The 18,045-nt window shown below is 37.5% G+C and carries 19 protein-coding genes; 6 read left to right on the top strand and 13 right to left on the bottom strand.

What is annotated here, in order from left to right; genetic code table 11:
* Positions 1-114: 114 nt before the first annotated feature.
* The gene (locus ACLHK8_RS08445; protein ID WP_063697997.1) at positions 115-1,398 is read right to left on the bottom strand and encodes an alpha-amylase family glycosyl hydrolase; all 1,284 of its coding nucleotides are present in this window, start codon (positions 1,396-1,398) and stop codon (positions 115-117) included.
* Positions 1,399-1,431: 33 nt separating this feature from the next.
* Positions 1,432-2,127, bottom strand: a complete 696-nt coding sequence (locus tag ACLHK8_RS08440) for an alpha-amylase family glycosyl hydrolase (protein ID WP_434520494.1) — start codon at positions 2,125-2,127, stop codon at positions 1,432-1,434.
* Positions 2,128-2,223: 96 nt separating this feature from the next.
* Here ACLHK8_RS08440 and ACLHK8_RS08435 point away from each other — a divergent pair, with 96 nt between their 5' ends.
* Positions 2,224-3,183: an IS30 family transposase gene (locus tag ACLHK8_RS08435; protein ID WP_320531808.1), complete on the top strand. Its 960-nt coding sequence runs from the start codon at positions 2,224-2,226 to the stop codon at positions 3,181-3,183.
* On the opposite strand, the gene ACLHK8_RS08430 is transcribed toward ACLHK8_RS08435, so the two are convergent.
* Both ACLHK8_RS08430 and ACLHK8_RS08425 read right to left on the bottom strand, forming a co-directional pair.
* The gene (locus tag ACLHK8_RS08430; protein ID WP_434520299.1) at positions 3,169-4,167 is read right to left on the bottom strand and encodes an alpha-amylase family glycosyl hydrolase; all 999 of its coding nucleotides are present in this window, start codon (positions 4,165-4,167) and stop codon (positions 3,169-3,171) included. The genes ACLHK8_RS08435 and ACLHK8_RS08430 overlap by 15 nt on opposite strands.
* A 91-nt stretch (positions 4,168-4,258) precedes the next feature.
* Positions 4,259-5,218, bottom strand: coding sequence for a LacI family DNA-binding transcriptional regulator (locus tag ACLHK8_RS08425; RefSeq protein WP_057773180.1), 960 nt, complete (start codon positions 5,216-5,218; stop codon positions 4,259-4,261).
* A 245-nt stretch (positions 5,219-5,463) separates the two neighbouring features.
* On the opposite strand from ACLHK8_RS08425, the gene ACLHK8_RS08420 reads away from it, so the two are divergent.
* Positions 5,464-6,657, top strand: coding sequence for an acetate/propionate family kinase (locus tag ACLHK8_RS08420; RefSeq protein ID WP_063698001.1), 1,194 nt, complete (start codon positions 5,464-5,466; stop codon positions 6,655-6,657).
* Positions 6,658-6,713: 56 nt separating this feature from the next.
* Here the strand turns inward: ACLHK8_RS08420 and ACLHK8_RS08415 are convergent, their stop codons facing one another.
* Entirely contained in the window at positions 6,714-6,902 is a 189-nt protein-coding gene (locus tag ACLHK8_RS08415) for a hypothetical protein (RefSeq protein WP_063698003.1), read from the bottom strand.
* Positions 6,903-6,919: 17 nt separating this feature from the next.
* Positions 6,920-8,293: an MATE family efflux transporter gene (locus ACLHK8_RS08410; RefSeq protein ID WP_434520298.1), complete on the bottom strand. Its 1,374-nt coding sequence runs from the start codon at positions 8,291-8,293 to the stop codon at positions 6,920-6,922.
* A gap of 315 nt (positions 8,294-8,608) precedes the next feature.
* Between ACLHK8_RS08410 and ACLHK8_RS08405 the strand changes: the two genes are divergently transcribed.
* Positions 8,609-10,066: an NCS2 family permease gene (locus ACLHK8_RS08405; protein WP_057773173.1), complete on the top strand. Its 1,458-nt coding sequence runs from the start codon at positions 8,609-8,611 to the stop codon at positions 10,064-10,066.
* A gap of 108 nt (positions 10,067-10,174) precedes the next feature.
* Here the strand turns inward: ACLHK8_RS08405 and ACLHK8_RS08400 are convergent, their stop codons facing one another.
* The 6 genes from ACLHK8_RS08400 to ACLHK8_RS08375 all read right to left on the bottom strand — a co-directional run bounded on the left by ACLHK8_RS08400 (position 10,175) and on the right by ACLHK8_RS08375 (position 15,696).
* Complete coding sequence (locus ACLHK8_RS08400; RefSeq protein WP_057773171.1) at positions 10,175-10,870, bottom strand: LysM peptidoglycan-binding domain-containing protein; 696 nt, start codon at positions 10,868-10,870, stop codon at positions 10,175-10,177.
* Between the two features lie 258 nt (positions 10,871-11,128).
* Positions 11,129-11,770, bottom strand: coding sequence for a LysM peptidoglycan-binding domain-containing protein (locus ACLHK8_RS08395; protein WP_063698007.1), 642 nt, complete (start codon positions 11,768-11,770; stop codon positions 11,129-11,131).
* 349 nt (positions 11,771-12,119) lie between these two features.
* Positions 12,120-12,767 (bottom strand): LysM peptidoglycan-binding domain-containing protein, encoded by a 648-nt coding sequence (locus ACLHK8_RS08390; RefSeq protein ID WP_063698009.1) that lies wholly within the window; start codon positions 12,765-12,767, stop codon positions 12,120-12,122.
* A 261-nt stretch (positions 12,768-13,028) separates the two neighbouring features.
* Positions 13,029-14,213, bottom strand: coding sequence for a GNAT family N-acetyltransferase (locus tag ACLHK8_RS08385; protein WP_063698013.1), 1,185 nt, complete (start codon positions 14,211-14,213; stop codon positions 13,029-13,031).
* Between the two features lie 15 nt (positions 14,214-14,228).
* The gene (locus tag ACLHK8_RS08380) at positions 14,229-14,417 is read right to left on the bottom strand and encodes a hypothetical protein (protein ID WP_063698015.1); all 189 of its coding nucleotides are present in this window, start codon (positions 14,415-14,417) and stop codon (positions 14,229-14,231) included.
* A gap of 28 nt (positions 14,418-14,445) precedes the next feature.
* Positions 14,446-15,696, bottom strand: a complete 1,251-nt coding sequence (locus ACLHK8_RS08375; RefSeq protein WP_231908608.1) for a PTS sugar transporter subunit IIC — start codon at positions 15,694-15,696, stop codon at positions 14,446-14,448.
* Positions 15,697-16,001: 305 nt separating this feature from the next.
* Here ACLHK8_RS08375 and ACLHK8_RS08370 point away from each other — a divergent pair, with 305 nt between their 5' ends.
* The 3 genes from ACLHK8_RS08370 to ACLHK8_RS08360 all read left to right on the top strand — a co-directional run bounded on the left by ACLHK8_RS08370 (position 16,002) and on the right by ACLHK8_RS08360 (position 17,699).
* The gene (locus ACLHK8_RS08370; protein WP_082854870.1) at positions 16,002-16,544 is read left to right on the top strand and encodes a sigma-70 family RNA polymerase sigma factor; all 543 of its coding nucleotides are present in this window, start codon (positions 16,002-16,004) and stop codon (positions 16,542-16,544) included.
* A 79-nt stretch (positions 16,545-16,623) separates the two neighbouring features.
* Positions 16,624-17,025, top strand: coding sequence for a MarR family winged helix-turn-helix transcriptional regulator (locus tag ACLHK8_RS08365; RefSeq protein WP_063698021.1), 402 nt, complete (start codon positions 16,624-16,626; stop codon positions 17,023-17,025).
* Between the two features lie 275 nt (positions 17,026-17,300).
* Entirely contained in the window at positions 17,301-17,699 is a 399-nt protein-coding gene (locus tag ACLHK8_RS08360; RefSeq protein ID WP_063698024.1) for a MarR family winged helix-turn-helix transcriptional regulator, read from the top strand.
* Between the two features lie 106 nt (positions 17,700-17,805).
* Here ACLHK8_RS08360 and ACLHK8_RS08355 read toward each other — a convergent pair whose 3' ends face one another.
* A complete protein-coding gene (locus ACLHK8_RS08355) occupies positions 17,806-18,039 on the bottom strand; it encodes a helix-turn-helix domain-containing protein (RefSeq protein ID WP_057775477.1) in 234 nt (77 codons plus the stop codon).
* Positions 18,040-18,045: the final 6 nt, after the last annotated feature.

The raw sequence follows: 18,045 nt of genomic DNA, 5'->3' as shown, positions 1-18,045 counted from the left end.
CTTTTATAAAATGCCTCCCCTAAATAAGTCAATCAAACATTTTTTTGAACACCTTTATTGTTATACGTCTGAGTAACAGTTGCAACCGCTTTCTTGATGTTACCGTTAACAATTTTATTCATTTTCAATAACGATAGGGTTCTGAGCCACTTTAATAATCCCTCGATTTACTCTTATGTCCGAATCATCTATTAGATTACGGTACAAGCCACTTTTAAGTTGTACTTTAGCTATACCATTCTTACTTCGTAGGGAAAAGATTCCAATTCTAGTTTTATTTTTATTAGCGAATTGTACTTGCACGATATCATTTTGTTCACTTATTAATTTATATTTACCGTCAATTTGTACATCATCTTGTTTTAATTCATGCATCTTTTTTATTAGATTTGATAAATCCATATCAGTATTCCACTGAAGTTTGTCTTCTTCGAATAGAGATGGTGTATGCACCAATCCGTGCTCTTGCCCCGCGTATACCAGCGTGGCACCCTTCTGAAACTCGGAAAAAGCAGTCCAATTAACTAAATCATTCTCATTTGGAATGATATTATGTGCTCTCAAATTATCATGATTCTCAAGATTCCGCATTTTAATATAGTTGGCCGGATAAGTTAAGTCCTGTCGATTCAATACTTTTACATAATCAGCTAAAGTTGTCTTCCCGGCCAAATAATCATGCCAATCTTGATCGATATCATAATCATACGCCATATCAAAAGCACGATAAATTTCACCATCTGAAGAAATCCAGAACCCTTTGCTACGAATCTCGCGAATGTAATCTCCTCCCGTTGATTCCGCTAACCAAACGAGATCGGACTTAACTTCACCAACTTCTTTACGAGCCGCTAACCAAAATGGCAGCGGTACTTGTGGAGCAACATCGCAGCGAAAGCCATCCGCAACCTCTGCATACTGTTTCAAAGTTTCAATTTGATAGTCCCACAATCCTTTGTTGCTGTAGTCAAGCTCCGCCACATCAGACCATTCAGGATTCTTGTTATACAAATGCCCTGCTTCATCATGTAAAAACCATTCAGGGTGTTCTTTCAACAAAACAGAATCTCTTGATGTATGGTTATACACAATATCAATCATCAGTTTCATCCCTAATTGATGAATCTGATGTGCCAAGTGAATGAGATCATCCCAAGTCCCTATCGTAGGATCGATTTTACGATAGTCTTGAATGGCATATGGTGAACCCAAGTTACCTTTTCGATCTACCTTACCAATCGGATTAATGGGTAATAACCAAACAAAGTCTGTTCCCAAATCTTTAATTCTTGGAAGATCCTTCTCCAAAGCTTTTAGTGTTCCCTCTTGCGTGTGATTCCTCACAAAAACACTGTAAATTTGTGTTTTGCGTAATTCGATATTTGTGTCATCTGCCATTAGTAAATCCCCCTATTTTAAGTTTTCTGATTTTTATTCTTCCATGACCACAATGCTGCCACCCGCTGCCATTGTCACTACGTTATCCACTAATGAATTTGCTTTGTTTGCCAAAATGGTGTGAATAATTTTGATCGTTGGAATTCGGTAATTTTCGGGCTGCTTCCCTAAATTAACCACCACAAATCCTTTTTGACCATTCAGTTCGCGTTCATATGCATAAATATTTGTCTTTGTATTCAATAACACATAGCTTCCCTCAGAAAACAATGGTGTGTTCTTAATCTTCAAAACCGCCCGGTAAAAGGCTAACAGGCCCTCACTATCTGATTCAGCATCTTCTGCAGTCACTGTATTATGATCTGCCCAATTCCAAGGATGATGTTGTGAAAAACCGACATATTTCTCGTTTTTCCATTGGAATGGTCCACGAGCAGTCATTTCGTCTTGTTGGTTAAGCAATTGAATAATATCGTCATCCGCATAACCAAGCCCTTGCAATAATTGAATTAAGTCCATCGCCCGTTGATCGTGAAAATCCTTTAATTTTTTATAATTCAGATTACGCATCCCGATCTCTTCGCCATAATAAATAATTGGAATTCCCCGTTGCAAATACATACAAACCGCTAAGGCTTTAGGAAAATCTTCATCTCCCGCGTTCACGTTCAAGCGATTCAAAACACGACTAATATCGTGATTTCCCCACGTTAAGGCTGGTAAACTAATATTTCGCCGTTTGTAAAATTAAGTTAGAAAAAACAAAAAAGCCATTTGTGGTAAGCTTTCATTCTACGCTAATAAAATAGAAAGTGATGACCACAAATGACCTACAAACATCTTAGCACAACTGAACTCACAACTATATATGCATTCTGGAAAAATGGTGAAAAAGCTTATAAAGTATCTCAGCACCTTAGGCGCTCAAAACAAACAATTTATCATGTTTATCACGCTTTAGAAGATGGCCTAAGCGTTGTTGATTATCAGGAACGCTACATCAAAAACAAGGCCAAATGTGGGCGTAAGCGTATTATTTTGCCCGTTGACGAGACTGACTACATTAACGAACGCATAAAAGATGGTTGGACACCTGACACGATCATCGGTCGTTCAGAACACCAGATTAGCTGTAATACTCGAACACTTTACAGAATGTTCAAACGTGGTTATTTTGATGTCCATCAGTTACCAATGAAAGGTAAACGTCATCCTAATGGATATGTGGAACGGCGTGGTAAAGCAGGACAATTGGGCCGTGATATTTATCAGAGATATCAAGATTACCCTAGCTATACGAAAGAGTTTGGTCACCTGGAAGGTGACACAGTTCAAGGTAAAAATCATAAAGGGGCGGTTGTTACCCTAGTAGAACGCATTTCCAAACTGGCCATTGTACTAAATTCTCATCATAAGGATGCAGAAAATGTGACCTTGTGTTTGGACCATTGGCTTTCAAATTTACCCAAACATCTTTTTAAATCCATTACTTTTGATAATGGTAAAGAATTCGCTAATTGGCAAGAAATTTCCAACAAACACGATATTAGCACATACTTTGCCCAAGTTGGTGCACCTAATCAGCGAGGACTTAATGAAAATAATAATGGTCTTCTTCGAAAAGATGGCCTTAAAAAATCGTTAGATTTTCGTAATTTACCTGACAAATTTGTTCAACAAATCAGTACAAGAAGAAATCATATTCCACGTAAGTCTTTAGGCTATAAAACGCCTATTGAAATTTTTATGAAACATATCACAAATGAGGTATTAACTTCTTTCTAACTTAATTTGACAATTTAGGTTTTCAAGAACTGCTTCCCACACGGAAAATGTTTCCTTCAAATGAGTAGAATCTAGCTGCCGTGGTTGAAAAAATTTAGGAATATTGGGATCTTTAAATGGATAAATTTCACCATAATTATCAGAACTAACCACCATATCGCAGCCAAACTGATTAGGTCGTGTATACTCAGCCGCTTGATAGGCGTCAGCCGACGACGCTTCTCCGAGGAAAAACACCTCCGGATTGTCATCCTTAACAAGCTTGATAAAATTCTGCAAATAAGTTTTGACGTTTGGTAAATTGGCATAAGGTGACGAGTCCATTGGGAACTCGGTGTCTTGATTCAAAATGTTTTGCTGAAGATTAGCTTTCGCAATATGAATGAACGCGTCCAAACGAAAACCATCTACACCCTTATCAATCCAAAACTTGGCAATATCTGCCATTGATTTACGGACTTCAGGGTTCTGCCAATTCAAATCAGGCATCCGTTTGTCAAATAAGTGACAGTAATACTGCGCTCCTCCGTTCGGATCTTTTTCCCAGGCGCTGCCGCCAAAAAATGATCCCCAATTATTCGGGCGCTCACCATTATTTTCACCCCAAATATAATATTCGCGAAAAATACTATCTTTGTTTTTTATTGCATCTTGAAACCATGGATGTTGATCCGACGTATCATTGATGGGTAAATCCAACAACAAATACATTTTTCGCTTATGCATCTCAGTGACCAGCTTGGTAAAATCATCCATCGTGCCAAGGATCGGATCAATCGCAAAATAATTTGAAACATCGTAGCCATTATCAACTTGTGGCGAAACAAAAATTGGATTCAACCAAATTGTGTTTGCTCCCAGTTGCTGAACGTAATCTAGCTTTTCAGTAATTCCAGCCAGATCACCCACCCCATCGTTGTTAGAATCTTTAAAGCTTTTCGGATAAATCTGATAAATCACTGCTTTTTTATACCATGCACCCATCACAAACGCTCCTCTTTGAAAACCTTTTCATTGAAAGCATAAAAAATAAGCCTGCTAATTGCAAGGCCTATTGGCAATGTTACCGATAACATTATTTTGAAAGCTCGCGAATAGTGCCGCCCATACTAATTTTCGGTTCAAACATTAACGAACCATCGCTCTCAATATGATTTGTAATCTTATCAAGCAACTTTTCACCGCACGCCATCCCCATTTCAACAATTGCTTGTTTAACAGTCGTAATTTGTGGAAAGGCAACTTGATTTAAAAATACACCATCAAATCCAGTCACACCATAATCTACTGGAATTAAACCTCCACAACTTTCAATGCCCCGTTCTGCACCCAAAGCAAGTCGATCTGAGGCACAAATAAAACACGTATCAGGGCCAAAACTATCCCAATTGTCGATCACAAACTGTTGGGAAAGATGGCTATGATTATCGAATCGATGAATTTCTGAAACCATTTGATTTTCTTGAATCAATTGTAAATAACCAGCTTCGCGTGAGTATTCAAACGATTCATGGCTATCCATCCCAATAAAAATTAATCGTTTATATCCACGTTTAACGGCCAAATCAGAAATCATAAATGTCCCGGCCTTATTATTCGTATCCACGAAATCAAATCCAAACCGATTTTCACCAAAGATTACCAATGGCTTTTTTAAATCCCCGATCCAATCAAAATCCTTTTTTCGCATGCCAGTCACGACATAGCCATCACAATTTCCAATATCAAAATTCCGCCGTGTGACCAGTTGTAAAGAATACTGTTGAGCGTCTAGCGCACGGGCGATCCCAATCATCAAGTTCATATAATAGGGTTCCGTTGTATCAATATCTTCCAATACGCAGAACTTAATAATTTGGGTACTATTATTTACCAGCGCCTTTGCTGCGGTATTTGGATGATAATCTACTTCACGCATGGCCTGATAAACAAGTTGTTTCAAATCTTCTGTAACTTTATCTGGATGGTTGATCACACGAGAGACCGTCATTTTTGAAACGTTAGCTATTTTTGCGACATCATTTAAAGTTGCCATTGAACATCTCTCCCCCAATAATTTCTACTCATATTTTTATTATACCAAGTAAGCCCTTTCGAAGCCCACATTATTTTAAGAAAACCTTTACTTTCATTTTCTTTACCTTAACTACTGCCTATCGTTCTCAAAAATGTGCTACACTTTTTAGAGGCCCAACGATAGGTAACTTTATACGTTTGGCCTTCATTAATTTAATTTGGATATATTAAAAAAATCATTATTGAAAGAAGCGAAATTTAATTTTGAAAAAAATATTAGTTATCAACGCTGGAAGTTCCTCACTTAAATGGCAGTTATTCAGCATCGACAACCTTTCTCTCATTAATAAAGGCGTTATGGAACGGATGAACACTCCTGAAGCCATTTTCACAATTGTCCGCAATGGCGAGGACTTCACACAGCAAATCAGCAACTTAACTTACAAACAAGGTGTCGAGCTGTTGTTTGACCAGCTTAAACATCTCCATTTGATTAGTGATGTTTCTGAAATTGCCGCTGTTGGACACCGTGTAGTTGCCGGAGCGACAAGCTTCAAACATCCTACACAAATCACTTCGGACAACATTGCTCAGCTAAAAGCTCTCAACAAATACGCACCGTTGCATAATCCGGTCCAAGTAGAATGTATCGAAACGCTTATGGATGTCCTTCCTGACAGTACACCACAGATTGCCGTTTTTGACAGTCAGTTCTATCTGGACATGCCCGAAGAAACTGCCCTTTATGCAATTCCTTATGAGTATTCAACCAAGTACCAAATTCGTAAATACGGCGAACACGGCATTAGTCATGAATATGTCTTACATGAAACTGCCAACTTTTTAAAAAAGGACTATCATGATCTAAAATTGGTCACACTTCATCTTGGTGGTGGTGCTTCAATCACGGCTAGTCAAAATGGTAAACCTTTCGATACCTCAATGGGATTTACTCCCCTCGAAGGTCTGCCAATGGGCACTCGTTCGGGTTCTGTCGACCCCGCCGTCGTGCCTTTCTTGATGAATGAACTCCATGTTGACGCCGACCAAATTATCGACATCTTTAACAAAAAATCTGGCTTACTAGGCGTTTCCGGAATTTCAGCCGACATGCGCGATATTGTTTCAAATTCATCCACAAATCCCCGTGCCAAACTAGCCTACGACATGTTTATTAATTCGGCGGTTAAACATATTGGCGGTTACTTTACTGAAATGGGTGGTTTGGATGTGATCACCTTCACCGCAGGCATTGGCGAACATCAAGCTTCTCTACGGACTGATGTTATTGACCGTTTAGCAGTTCTGGGGATTAAACTTGATGAAGAACGCAATGAAAACGGCAAGGGACCACGCGTTATTAGTGCGGATGATTCCTCCGTTAAAGTATTAATGATTCCTACTAATGAAGAATTAGCGATTGCTAAATCTGTTAAAAATCTAACGAGTACAAATTAAAAAAGTGACAAACTGATATTTTCGAAACTCACCGAATAATCTCAGTTTGTCACTTTTTATTTTTTGGTATTTTTCGAAACTTTTAATAAATAATTCCCACAATAACCAAAGGCCACTGCTCCAACAATGCCAATCCAGAACTTGTCAGAAAAGTCTCCTTGCCGGATTTGATTAATGACAACCCCAATTAGTCCAAGCACAATTAAACCATCTAAAATTAATAAAATAACTGTTGAAAACTTCATAACGCTCTCCTCTTACCCTACTCATTTTCATTATCTAGCGTCACATTTTCATGTAGACCATCCACACGACGTAAGTTTCGCATCGTTCTCATAAATGACACAATCAAAACTGCAACGGAAGCTAACCAGGCCAAGGGACTTGCGAAACAAGCTGCGATAAAGCCGAACTGAGGTACCAACACAATTCCGACAAAAATCCGTGAAACCAATTCCGCCACACCAGCCATTGTTGGTGCAAAACTCCGTCCAAGTCCCTGTAATGCATATCGTACCACAAAAAGAATCGAGAGTAAGAAGTAACTCGTGCTGACAACCAAGAAATAGGTGTGAGCCAGCCTCGTAACTTCAGGCGCTGAGTTTCCAATAAAGAGATTGACCAGCGCATTACTGTTCAAAATAATGACAACCGCAATAATAAAGCTGAAGGTGACGGTCGCAATCAAACATTGCTTAATTCCGACTAAAATTCGCTCGTAATTCTTTGCCCCAAAGTTTTGAGCCGTAAAAGTCGCCATGGTAATTCCTAATGACACCATTGGTTGCGTAGCTAATGAGTCAATTTTCCCAGCAGCTGTATAGGCCGCGATCGATTGTGCCCCTAATTGGTTTAAAGAGACCTGTAAAATGATGGACCCAATCGAAATTATGGAAGCCTGAAATCCCATTGGCAAGCCAAGTTTCAGTTCTTGTTTAATCATATCACGATCAATTTTCATATCTGAAAGTCTTAAACTTAATTCAGGAATATGACGTCTGATGTACCAAACGCATAGCAAACACGAAAATAGTTCAGCAGTCACAGTTGCAATTACTGCTCCTGCAATGCCCATGTTTAGACCGATTACCAATACAATATCTAAAATAACGTTGGTGATGGCAGCAATAATTAAGAAAATGAGGGGAGTCCGACTATTTCCCAAGGCTCGCAACATATTTGCAAATAAATTATAAAATACGGTAACTGCTAATCCCATGAACATAATTCCGATAAAAGTTTCTGCCCCGTCTAAAAGAACCTTAGGCGTTTGCATCAAGACTAGCAATGGTCGCGCCAGTCCAACACCAATGATGGTAAGAATTACGCTCACTGCAATACAAATCCAAATACTATTCGCAAAGCTTTTTTTTACGCTTCTTAAGTCGCCAGTCCCAAACTCTTGCGCGGTTAAAATTGAGAGACCAACCGTCATTCCTTGTGCAAACCCAATGATCAGTCCGCTTAAACCAGCCGTTGCCCCAACGGCAGCCAAGGCATTTACACCAACCGCTCGCCCGACAATTAAGGTATCTGACAGCGTATAAATCTGTTGAAAGATATTCCCCCAAAATAATGGAATACTAAAAAAAATAATTCCTTTAATTGGACTGCCCTTAGTTAGCGAATGTTCCATGTATGAAGCCTCCTCAAAAACCGCCATTTCAGATATGAAACCGATTTCTATAGTTATTAGTTAAGTTTATATTATAACTTGTTGAGTACTAATTACAATGAATAAAACCATGATTTTTATCTGCACAAGCTAATTTCACGACTTTTTAAATCGTATTTTAGGGTTTTAAATGGAATTTTTAACTAGTATTCCACAATGATTAAATTAATATACGAACTATCTAAATAAATTAATGCATTTTATTACGTGTTTTGTGTGGATTTATCTTTTGAAATCGTTTATGATAAACATACATCATAAGAAAAGAGGAAAATCATGTCAAATTTTTTTGAACTAAAGAAGAATGGGACTACTGTTTCAACAGAAATTACCGCCGGAATCACGACTTTCTTCGCGATGTCATATATTTTATTCCTGAACCCGCAAATCCTTAGTCAAACCGGGATGCCGGCTCAAGCCGTATTTTTAGCCATGATTATTGCCTCTGTTACAGGAACTCTAATCATGGGGCTCTTTGCCAACGTGCCTTATGCGTTAGCTCCTGGAGTTGGGCTGCAAGCTTTCTTTACATATACAGTCGTTATGTCACTTGGCTTTACATGGCAAGAAGGACTAGCACTTGTTTTCTTTTGTGGTGTTATAAACATTGTGATCACCATTACCAAACTCCGAAAAATGCTGATTACAGCCATTCCCAACACCATCCAACTAGCAATTAGTGGTGGAATTGGTGTCTTCATTGCTTACCTAGGTTTAAAAAATGCTAATATTATTCAATTTTCTAGTGATTCTAGTAGTATTGTCTCCATTAACGGTCAGGCTTATAATTCCGCCGTTACCCATTTCAGCCACGGTGTTACGAGCGTGGTCACAGGTGGTGGAATTACGCCATCAATGTCTATGTTCAACAACCCCAGTGTGATTCTAGCTCTTATCGGGATTACCCTCACGATCATTTTACAAATTAAAAAAGTTCCCGCAAGTATTTTAATCGGGATTATTGTCACAACCATCATTGGCATCCCCATGGGTGTGACGAATTTACATATTTCTGACGCGAATTCCTTAGTAAACTCAATTGAAGCTTTGAAAACAACTTTCTTAGCGGCCTTTTCATCTAAAGGAATGGGCTCGCTATTTAATGATAGTCACCGATTAATCTTAGTCTTTATGACCATCCTTTCTTTTAGTTTATCTGATATTTTTGATTCACTTGGTACCTTCATTGGTACTGGCCGTCGCACTGGGATTTTTTCCGCGGAGGATGAAAAGGACCTCGAATCAAATCCGGGTCTTTCTTCTAAACTAGATCGGGCGCTGTTTGCCGATTCAATTGCGACTGGGGTCGGGTCATTATTCGGAACTTCTAACATCACAACCTACGTAGAAAGTTCTGCTGGGATCGGTGCTGGTGGACGAACTGGTTTAACAAGCGTCACAGTAGCCGTCCTCTTCTTACTAAGCAGCTTTGCCTCTCCATTACTCTCAGTCATCCCTAATGCCGCAATCGCTCCTGCATTGATCATTGTCGGGATTATGATGATGAGCTCATTTCAAGAAATTAATTGGAATAGTTTTGAAGAAGCCGTTCCTGCATTTATGGCATCTATCTTTATGGCGTTTTGTTACAATATCACATACGGAATCGCCGCAGGCTTTATCTTCTACTGTATTGTCAAACTGGTTACTGGAAAAGCAAAAGAGGTTCATCCCCTTATCTGGATTGTCTCAGCTCTCTTTATCCTCAACTTTACGATATTAGCCATTGCTTAAAATTTAGTTTTTAAAACAAAAAAATTCGTTCAACGATCTAAGAGATTATCTCTAGATTATTGAACGAATTTTTATTGTTTGTTATGCACGAAAAACAGATTTTTCTGTTTAGTACCAGCCGTTTGCTTGCCAGAACGCTTTAGCAGCAGTCCATGAGCCGTAACGTGAAGATACGTATGAATTAGCAACCTTTTCTTGGTTAGCAGCTGAGTAATCACCATTTAAGTATGATGAACTCAATTGATATTTACCAATGTATTGGCCGTTAGTAGCTGTGTATGAACCGCCTGATTCTTTGTTAGCGATCCATGCTTTAGCTGATGAGTCACTACCACTTGTTGTTGATGTGGTGCTAGTAGAAGCTGAACTCTTTGTATTTGTGCTTTGTGTGTTAGCTGACTGACTCTGTGTAGTGCTTTGAGTAGTTTGAGCTGATTGTTGCGTTGAAGCAGAAGAACTTTGTGCATTGTTCTGTGAGCTTTGTGCGCTACTTTGAGTATTCTGATTAGTTTGTGTGCTTTGTGAACTAGCAGCTGGAGTTGTAGATGTTGTACTTGCGCTGTCGCTCTTAATTACTAACTTTTGGCCCACGTAGATCAAGTTAACATTTGAAATGTTATTGTCATTTGCCAATCCTTGATAATTTGCATCTTTTTTGAAATTGTATTCAATTCCAGAAAGTGTATCACCAGATTTAACTGTATAAGTTTCATCTGCACTTGCTGCAGTTGTTAAAGCAAGTGTACCTAATGTAATAGTTGATAGAAATGCTACTGAAAATTTTGTGAATTTATTTAACTTCATATAAATAAAACTCTCCTCTTATTTTTATGCCTTTTTATTAACCAACGTTTGCTATCTTACAGACTGCAGTTTTCAGACAGGTTTCACAAATATATCTGTTTTGAGATTCTTGTAATTTTCTGTAACCTTATTTCAATGAAAAGCGTTTACCATCGCGCAGTTAACGCCTTTTCAAAGCGACTTAGAGTGCTATATTTAAGCAAAAAAACAACCCTAGACGGGTTGTTTTTAGCGAAACTTGAAAGTTTAAATTTAATTTTAGTACCAACCATTTGCTTGCCAGAATGATTTAGCAGCAGTCCATGAGCCGTAACGTGAAGATACGTATGAATTAGCAACCTTTTCTTGGTTAGCAGCTGAGTAATCACCATTTAAGTATGATGAACTCAATTGATATTTACCAATGTATTGGCCGTTAGTAGCTGTGTATGAACCGCCTGATTCTTTGTTAGCAATCCATGCCTTAGCTGATGAATCACTACCACTTGTTGTTGATGTGGTGCTAGTAGTAGCTGTACTCTTTGTGCTTGCACTTTGTGTGTTTGCTGATGAGTTAGAGTTAGCAGTTGATGAACTTGTTTGGGTAGTTGCGGCAACACTCTTAACTGCAGGTGTTGATTGAACTTCAGTCTTTGTTGCGACCTTAACTTCACCATCACTCTTAAGCAACAATTTTTGGCCAACATAGATCAAGTTAACATTTTTGATTTTGTTGTTTGCTGCCAATGCTGAATAGTCATTGTTTTTATTTAAACTGTATGCAATCCCTGAAAGCGTATCGCCTGATTTAACTGTGTAAACTGAGTCAGCATTTGCGGCTGCAGTTACTAAAGTTGAACCCAAGGTTACAGTTGATAATAATGCTACGGAAAATTTTGTAATTTTGCTTCTTAATGTCATGTATAAGCTCCTCGTTTGTTTGTAAGTTTTTGTTTGCTATTTAATTTATGTGCTTATACTACCCTCTATTTTTTACAAACATATTTCAAGGAGATATCGATTTAGGGTATTTCTGAAATGTTTTGTAACTAGCAGGGCCGAAACCAGCCACGGATCCCATGGTTATCGATTTAGTAAAATGACAAAAATGATTTAAAAATAACAAAAAAACTCGATTTTTTTCGAATTCTCCTATTTATCATCACTTTAATTGTATTTTTGCTTTACTTTTAACTCTTGATCCAACAAAAAAACAGCCTCAAAATTTCCATTAGAGAAATCTTGAAGCTGTTCGACATTCAGTTTTAGATTAAAGGGCCCAAGCAGCCATGCCTTGTGCTTTGTACAAGCTAACAGCAGCATTTACTTGTTGTTCAACGGAACCACTACTAATGTGCATGTTTTGGAATAAACCATAAGCACCGCTAGTACTGTTACGAACAGTTGGTTGCCAATTTGATTCACGTGTAATGATCATGTTCCAAGTAGAAGAAGAAACACCGGTTCTTGATTCCATTTGGCTTAAAACGTATTCCTTCATGTTGCTACCAGTATAACTAGTGGAACTTGATGAATTTGTAGAAGTCTTAGAACTTGATGTGTTTGAGCTCTGCTTGTTTGTTGATGAACTTGCAGTTGATTTTGTTGCTGTAACGCTCTTAACTGCAGGTGTTGATTTAACTTCATTCTTTGTTGCAACCTTAACTTCACCATCGCTCTTAAGCAACAATTTTTGGCCAACATAGATCAAGTTAACGTTCTTGATTTTGTTGTTTGTTGCTAATGCTGAATAATCACTACTCTTGTTTAAGTCGTAAGCAATTTGTGAAAGTGTGTCGCCAGATTTAACTGTGTAAACTGAATCAGCACTTGCTGCTGCAGTTACTAAAGTTGAACCCAAGGTTACAGTTGATAATAATGCTACGGAAAATTTTGTAATTTTGCTTCTTAATGTCATGTATAGACTCCTCGTTTGTGTGTAAGTTTTTTGGTTGTTTAATTTATGTGTTTAATACTACCTTCCGTTTTTTACAAACATATTTCAGAGAGATATCGATTTTACCCGTTTTTGAAATATTCTGTAATTCAACCAAAATAGAAAGCGTTGCAACCTTCATGAACATTAAACCTATAGAATCATAAAATTACATCAAAAATAGCAAAAAACTGGGAATTATTGGAAATTTCCCAGCTTTTTGCTTGTAAATATCGTATTTTATTAAAAATAATCCCACAGCATGGGTGACTCTGCAGTTAAAGCACCTTCTAAATTATGAATCGAATCAAAATTTCCATTAATAGCCCCAACGCGTTTTAAATGGCCTAATCGACGATAACCCATAAATGCTTTTGTTAGGTTTTGAATATCTAGATGGATATCGGCCATATTCTGTTCATTATCACTAAGTTTTTCAAAACTTGTGCCATTTACATTGACCTTCAGACGCCAAATTCCATTATTTTGCGGGATCAAATCATCTTTGACAGCTAATCGCACTGTTTTCACTTTTTGAATAAACGGATAATCATTCACAAATTTCTGTAAATCAATAATCCGAGCCATCATATAAGGGCGAATATGGACATCCACTGTATAAGGATCAGCCATTACGTCCGGATACCCTTTGGGATCACCATCTGCATACTCAAATTTAGCAAACATGGACTCGTGTTGACATATAAACCGCTGTAAATACTGATAACTTAGTTGATTAGTATACATAAGCTCCTGAATCTTAAAAGTATCTCCCGCAGCTTCATAGATAACATAACCAGAAGCACTTTTATCATTCTCCAAATATACACCTACTTGCCACTGAGGATGCTTTAAGCTCAAATATTGCCACCACCAGGGTTCACGTTTCAATCCACCATTACGACTTTGTTCATTGTTCTCGTAGACTTCATCAATTAAAGAGATTGCTTCACTTAATGACAGTCTTAAAAACGTTCCTCGTTCTTCAGATAGTTTAACTCGTGGCAAATCAGTATTTTTAATCTGATAAACTGCCCGATCAAATACCTCTTCATAGCCAAACCTACGATAAAAGTCATAGGAAAAAGGTGCTAGATAGGAAAGAGAAACGCCATCATCACGCATGTCTGAAAAAGCCTGACGCATTAAATCAGTAATGGCACCATGCCCGCCAAATTCTGGGTAGCTCATTACATCACCAATTCCATTCATCTTATAGGTAACTCCATGAAAATTAACCTGCAACGGAATGCTCAACATCCCACTACTTAATTTATCACGATGGCGAATTCCATACACCTGTGAATGATTATAACGGTCATCGAAAAAAGCTCGGCGTTCCTCACTATCTTGATTATTAAATGCATATAGGTACAGATGATAGAATTCATCTAAATCTTTTTCATTTAATTTTACGATTTCATTCATATCCAACACCACCTTTTATTTTTTTGCTTTATCCCGCTTTTTTGCAATGTAAAAGCCGAATCCGGCAAACATCACAATCCCGATAATATCAATCAGGTTTTGCTGTGAAATAAAAGTAGCTGGTAACAACGTAGTAAACACTGCTAACGTACCGATTACAATTGCTCCAATAATGCCTAATAAAATAATTTTTCCTGGTTTCATAATTCATTTTCCTTCTATACTAGCACAGTTATGCTGCATCACTAGCCGTTTCTTTTTCTAGCATTTGTTTTTCGGCTACTTTAAAGAATGGATAATATGCGGCTCCAGCAATGACCAATTCAACTGCTGACCAAACACCGGCACGCCAGTCCCATCCAGTTGCCATTAATGGGCCAATAATTGGTGGCATTGTCCATGGCACCATAGTGACTGCAGGTCGTAACAAATGTAAGGCCATTAATCCATAGGTTCCTACAGTTAGAACTTGAGGAAGAAGGACAAACGGAATTAAGGTAATGGGATTCATAACAACTGGAAATCCAAAGATAACCGGTTCATTAATTTCAAATAGCGCACTCGGAAACGCAACTTTTCCTAATTCGCGATATGTTTTACTTTTAGAAAAAAGCATCCAAAAGACCAACATTATCGTGGCGCCAGTACCTCCGACATTTACAAACAAACTGGAGAATCCAGATGACGTAATGTAAGGAATTGCCTGATGATGAGCCCAAGCTACACCATTTGCTGTTACAAATTGGAGAAAAATTGGATCCGCAATTCCTTCAAGAGTCATATCACCATGAATACCGCCGACCCAAAGCAGACTTACTAATAAAGTATAGAACATAATTCCGGGTAAACTATTCATTGCAAACAACAATGGATGGAAAATATCTTGAATAAAAACATTTATATCAAAGTGAAGTGGTACTCGAATTGTCCAAAACAAAAGTAAAATAACAAATCCTGGTACTAACGAAACAAATGAGTGGCTCACAGCATCAGGTACACCAGCTGGTAGCTTGATAACAAGATTTCGTTTAACAAAAAAGTTCAAAATCAAAACAGATACAAAAGCACAAATAATAGCAGTAAATAATCCAGTTGAGGCAAAGTTGGCTGTGTCCAACACATTTTTATTATTAAAAGAAACGATTATGAATGCCATCGTCGCCAATCCAGCTCCATTGATGGCATCAAGATCAAGATTTTTAGATAACTCGTATCCAATTCCGATAACAGATAATAATGAAATAATCCCAAACGATCCATTCACCGCCACGCCAATGGCTCCCATATACGGCTTCATAAACGCTGTCCATGCTGGAATAGGGATGTTTCCAATAATTAAAAATACTGATCCACTAATAACCGCTGGCAAAGTCATAACTAACCCGTTACGAATCGAAACCAGATACTTATTATTTCCGACCTTTGCTAAAGGTGGCATTAGAACATTTTGAATCCAATCCATAAATTTCTTCAAAATAATCACCCTCCCATAATTTAATTACAATCTCAGTATAAGATGTGAGTTACAAGTTGTAAACCCTTTCATGAGTATTTTGTCCAATTATGTGTAATATTTAATTGTTTTCATTTAAATCTGCTTTTTATTTCTTGTTTTATTATAGGTATATACCATTACGTGAAATTTACATCGTTTTTACTATAAAGCATTCTCAAATAAATTTTACCTGGTCGTTACGCACTTTCTATCGTTTTAAACTAATTAATTTTTTTATATTCTAATTAATGACCAAGGGCCCTTGGATCTTAGCTTACAAGGAGATTCAAGAATTGGAAAAACAAACGATTCAAGCAGGTTTTAATTTTTTATTACAAGACGACAACGAAAAAATTATATTTGGAGCGGCCAAACGGTTACACATTTCACCAGTCCAAACCAATTACGATGATTTTATTCAAGAAGGCTATTTAGCCTTCGTTCAGGCATACGCCCGTTACCCTTCTTTAGTTGCCGATGATCCCCAGAAGTTTCGCGTATTTGCTTATCAGGCCGTTTATTGGCGTTTACTAGACTTAATTCGACAGACTTCTCGAGTAGCAGAAAAAATTCAATTTGATCAAGAAACTTTAGATGCACAACCACAATCATCAGGTGATTTAGCTTTTGACGCCATTTATACCGATCAACTATTTCAAGAACTCTACCAATGCTGCACACTTGCTGAACAGAATTTCTTAAAAGATTGCTATGTCCTGCATCTTAAAAATAATGAAATAGCAGCCAAACATCACGTTTCGCGCCAGTGTGTTTCTAACTTGCGGCGTAGTGTAGGTAATAAGGCGCTAGCTCAAATATCAAAAAATAACCACTAATTCATTTAACAATGTTAATATATATAGTGATTAGAATAATTCGTGCCGTAACAATCTGCGACATAAAGGAGGAATCATGATGGCTACTGTCCATCCCGATTATGAAGTGATTTCAAAAGTCTATGCGATGATTCAAAATATAGATAATGACTTACAAATTAAATTTGCTGTTAGTTTTGAACAATTTCGTATTTTACACTTTATTTCCAGCATCCAGCCAAAGGAAACAACTGTAAGCATTCTCGCAAAAGAATTTCGCTCAAATACTTCTGCCACTTCTCGAAAAGTAAGTACGCTGTACAAACAAAATTTAATTAAAGACCATGTTTCCGGAGATGATCGTCGAACGCATTGGATAACGCTGACTCCCAAAGGAATCTCCACAATTAATGAACTAAAGGAATTCGTTGATGATCATCTGCCAGAGATCGAAAAACAGATAATTGCTACCCTTTCAAAAAATATGACAGATTTAATATAACAGTTTTAGTTATCACACTTTGACTGGCATTGTTGTAAAAATACAACGTGCCAGTCTATTTTTATGGGTATTCTTTGTAAATTTGCCTTGCAATTATTAACTTTTTCCCGTTTAGCGGTTATATCTTTTAAAAACTATGAATATTTCTTACTAATTAAGCCTTTCTGGGGTTGCCAAAAAACATATAGTTGTGTTTCAATTACATTAACGGCCTTGAATATTATTAGACAATAACTTTTTTACCGTGCAATCATTATAAAGGAAGAGGAAATATGATGTTGAAGTCAAACCCAATGGAATTTGCCAATTTTTCCAAAATGTATCGTTTGTTTCTACAAACTGATAGTCATTTAAAATCTACATACTCAATTAGCTTTGAACAGTATCGAATCATGGCCTACATCTTATCTCTTAAGCAACAAGAAGCCACCGTTAGCGAAGTTGGCAATCATTTCGGATCCAGTTCACCTGCTATTTCTCGCAAAATCCGGGTTTTATTTAATTTACACTATATTGTTGATCATGCAGATTCACATGATCGCCGAGTCCATTGGTTGAATCTAACTCCTGAAGGTAAGGAACTAACTTCAACGGTTGCCGATTTCTTAGTCGAAAAAATTCCAGACATTGAAACTCAAGTTGAAGAGTTATCAAAGACTGATTTAAATCATTAGTACAAAAATAAAAAACCAGCAAACAAGGTGAAATTTCTTTTACCTGTTTGCTGGTTTTTATGTATTATTTGATTTTATGAAATTTAGTTGGCGCCTTTAGACGTTATCAGTCCACAATCTTCAATGTAATTTTTCCACCTGCACGGCCCACGATTTCATCTAACGTTTTAAACGAAACGTTTGCCCGACCACTTTCCATTCTGGCAATCTGGGATTGGCGTTTCCCGGCCTTTTCTGCCAATTGGGTCTGTGTGTAACCTTTACGAAGTCGGAACTCCACTAACTCTTTTGCAACTTGAATCTTAATCTCATCTTCCTTAGTCATCTCTTGTTTGATCATCAATAC

The sequence above is a fragment of the Pediococcus sp. M21F004 genome (assembly GCF_051122535.1).
Lineage (GTDB): Bacteria > Bacillota > Bacilli > Lactobacillales > Lactobacillaceae > Pediococcus > Pediococcus inopinatus.
Note: the sequence above shows the minus strand (reverse complement) of the source record. Positions and strands in the feature narration are given on the sequence as shown.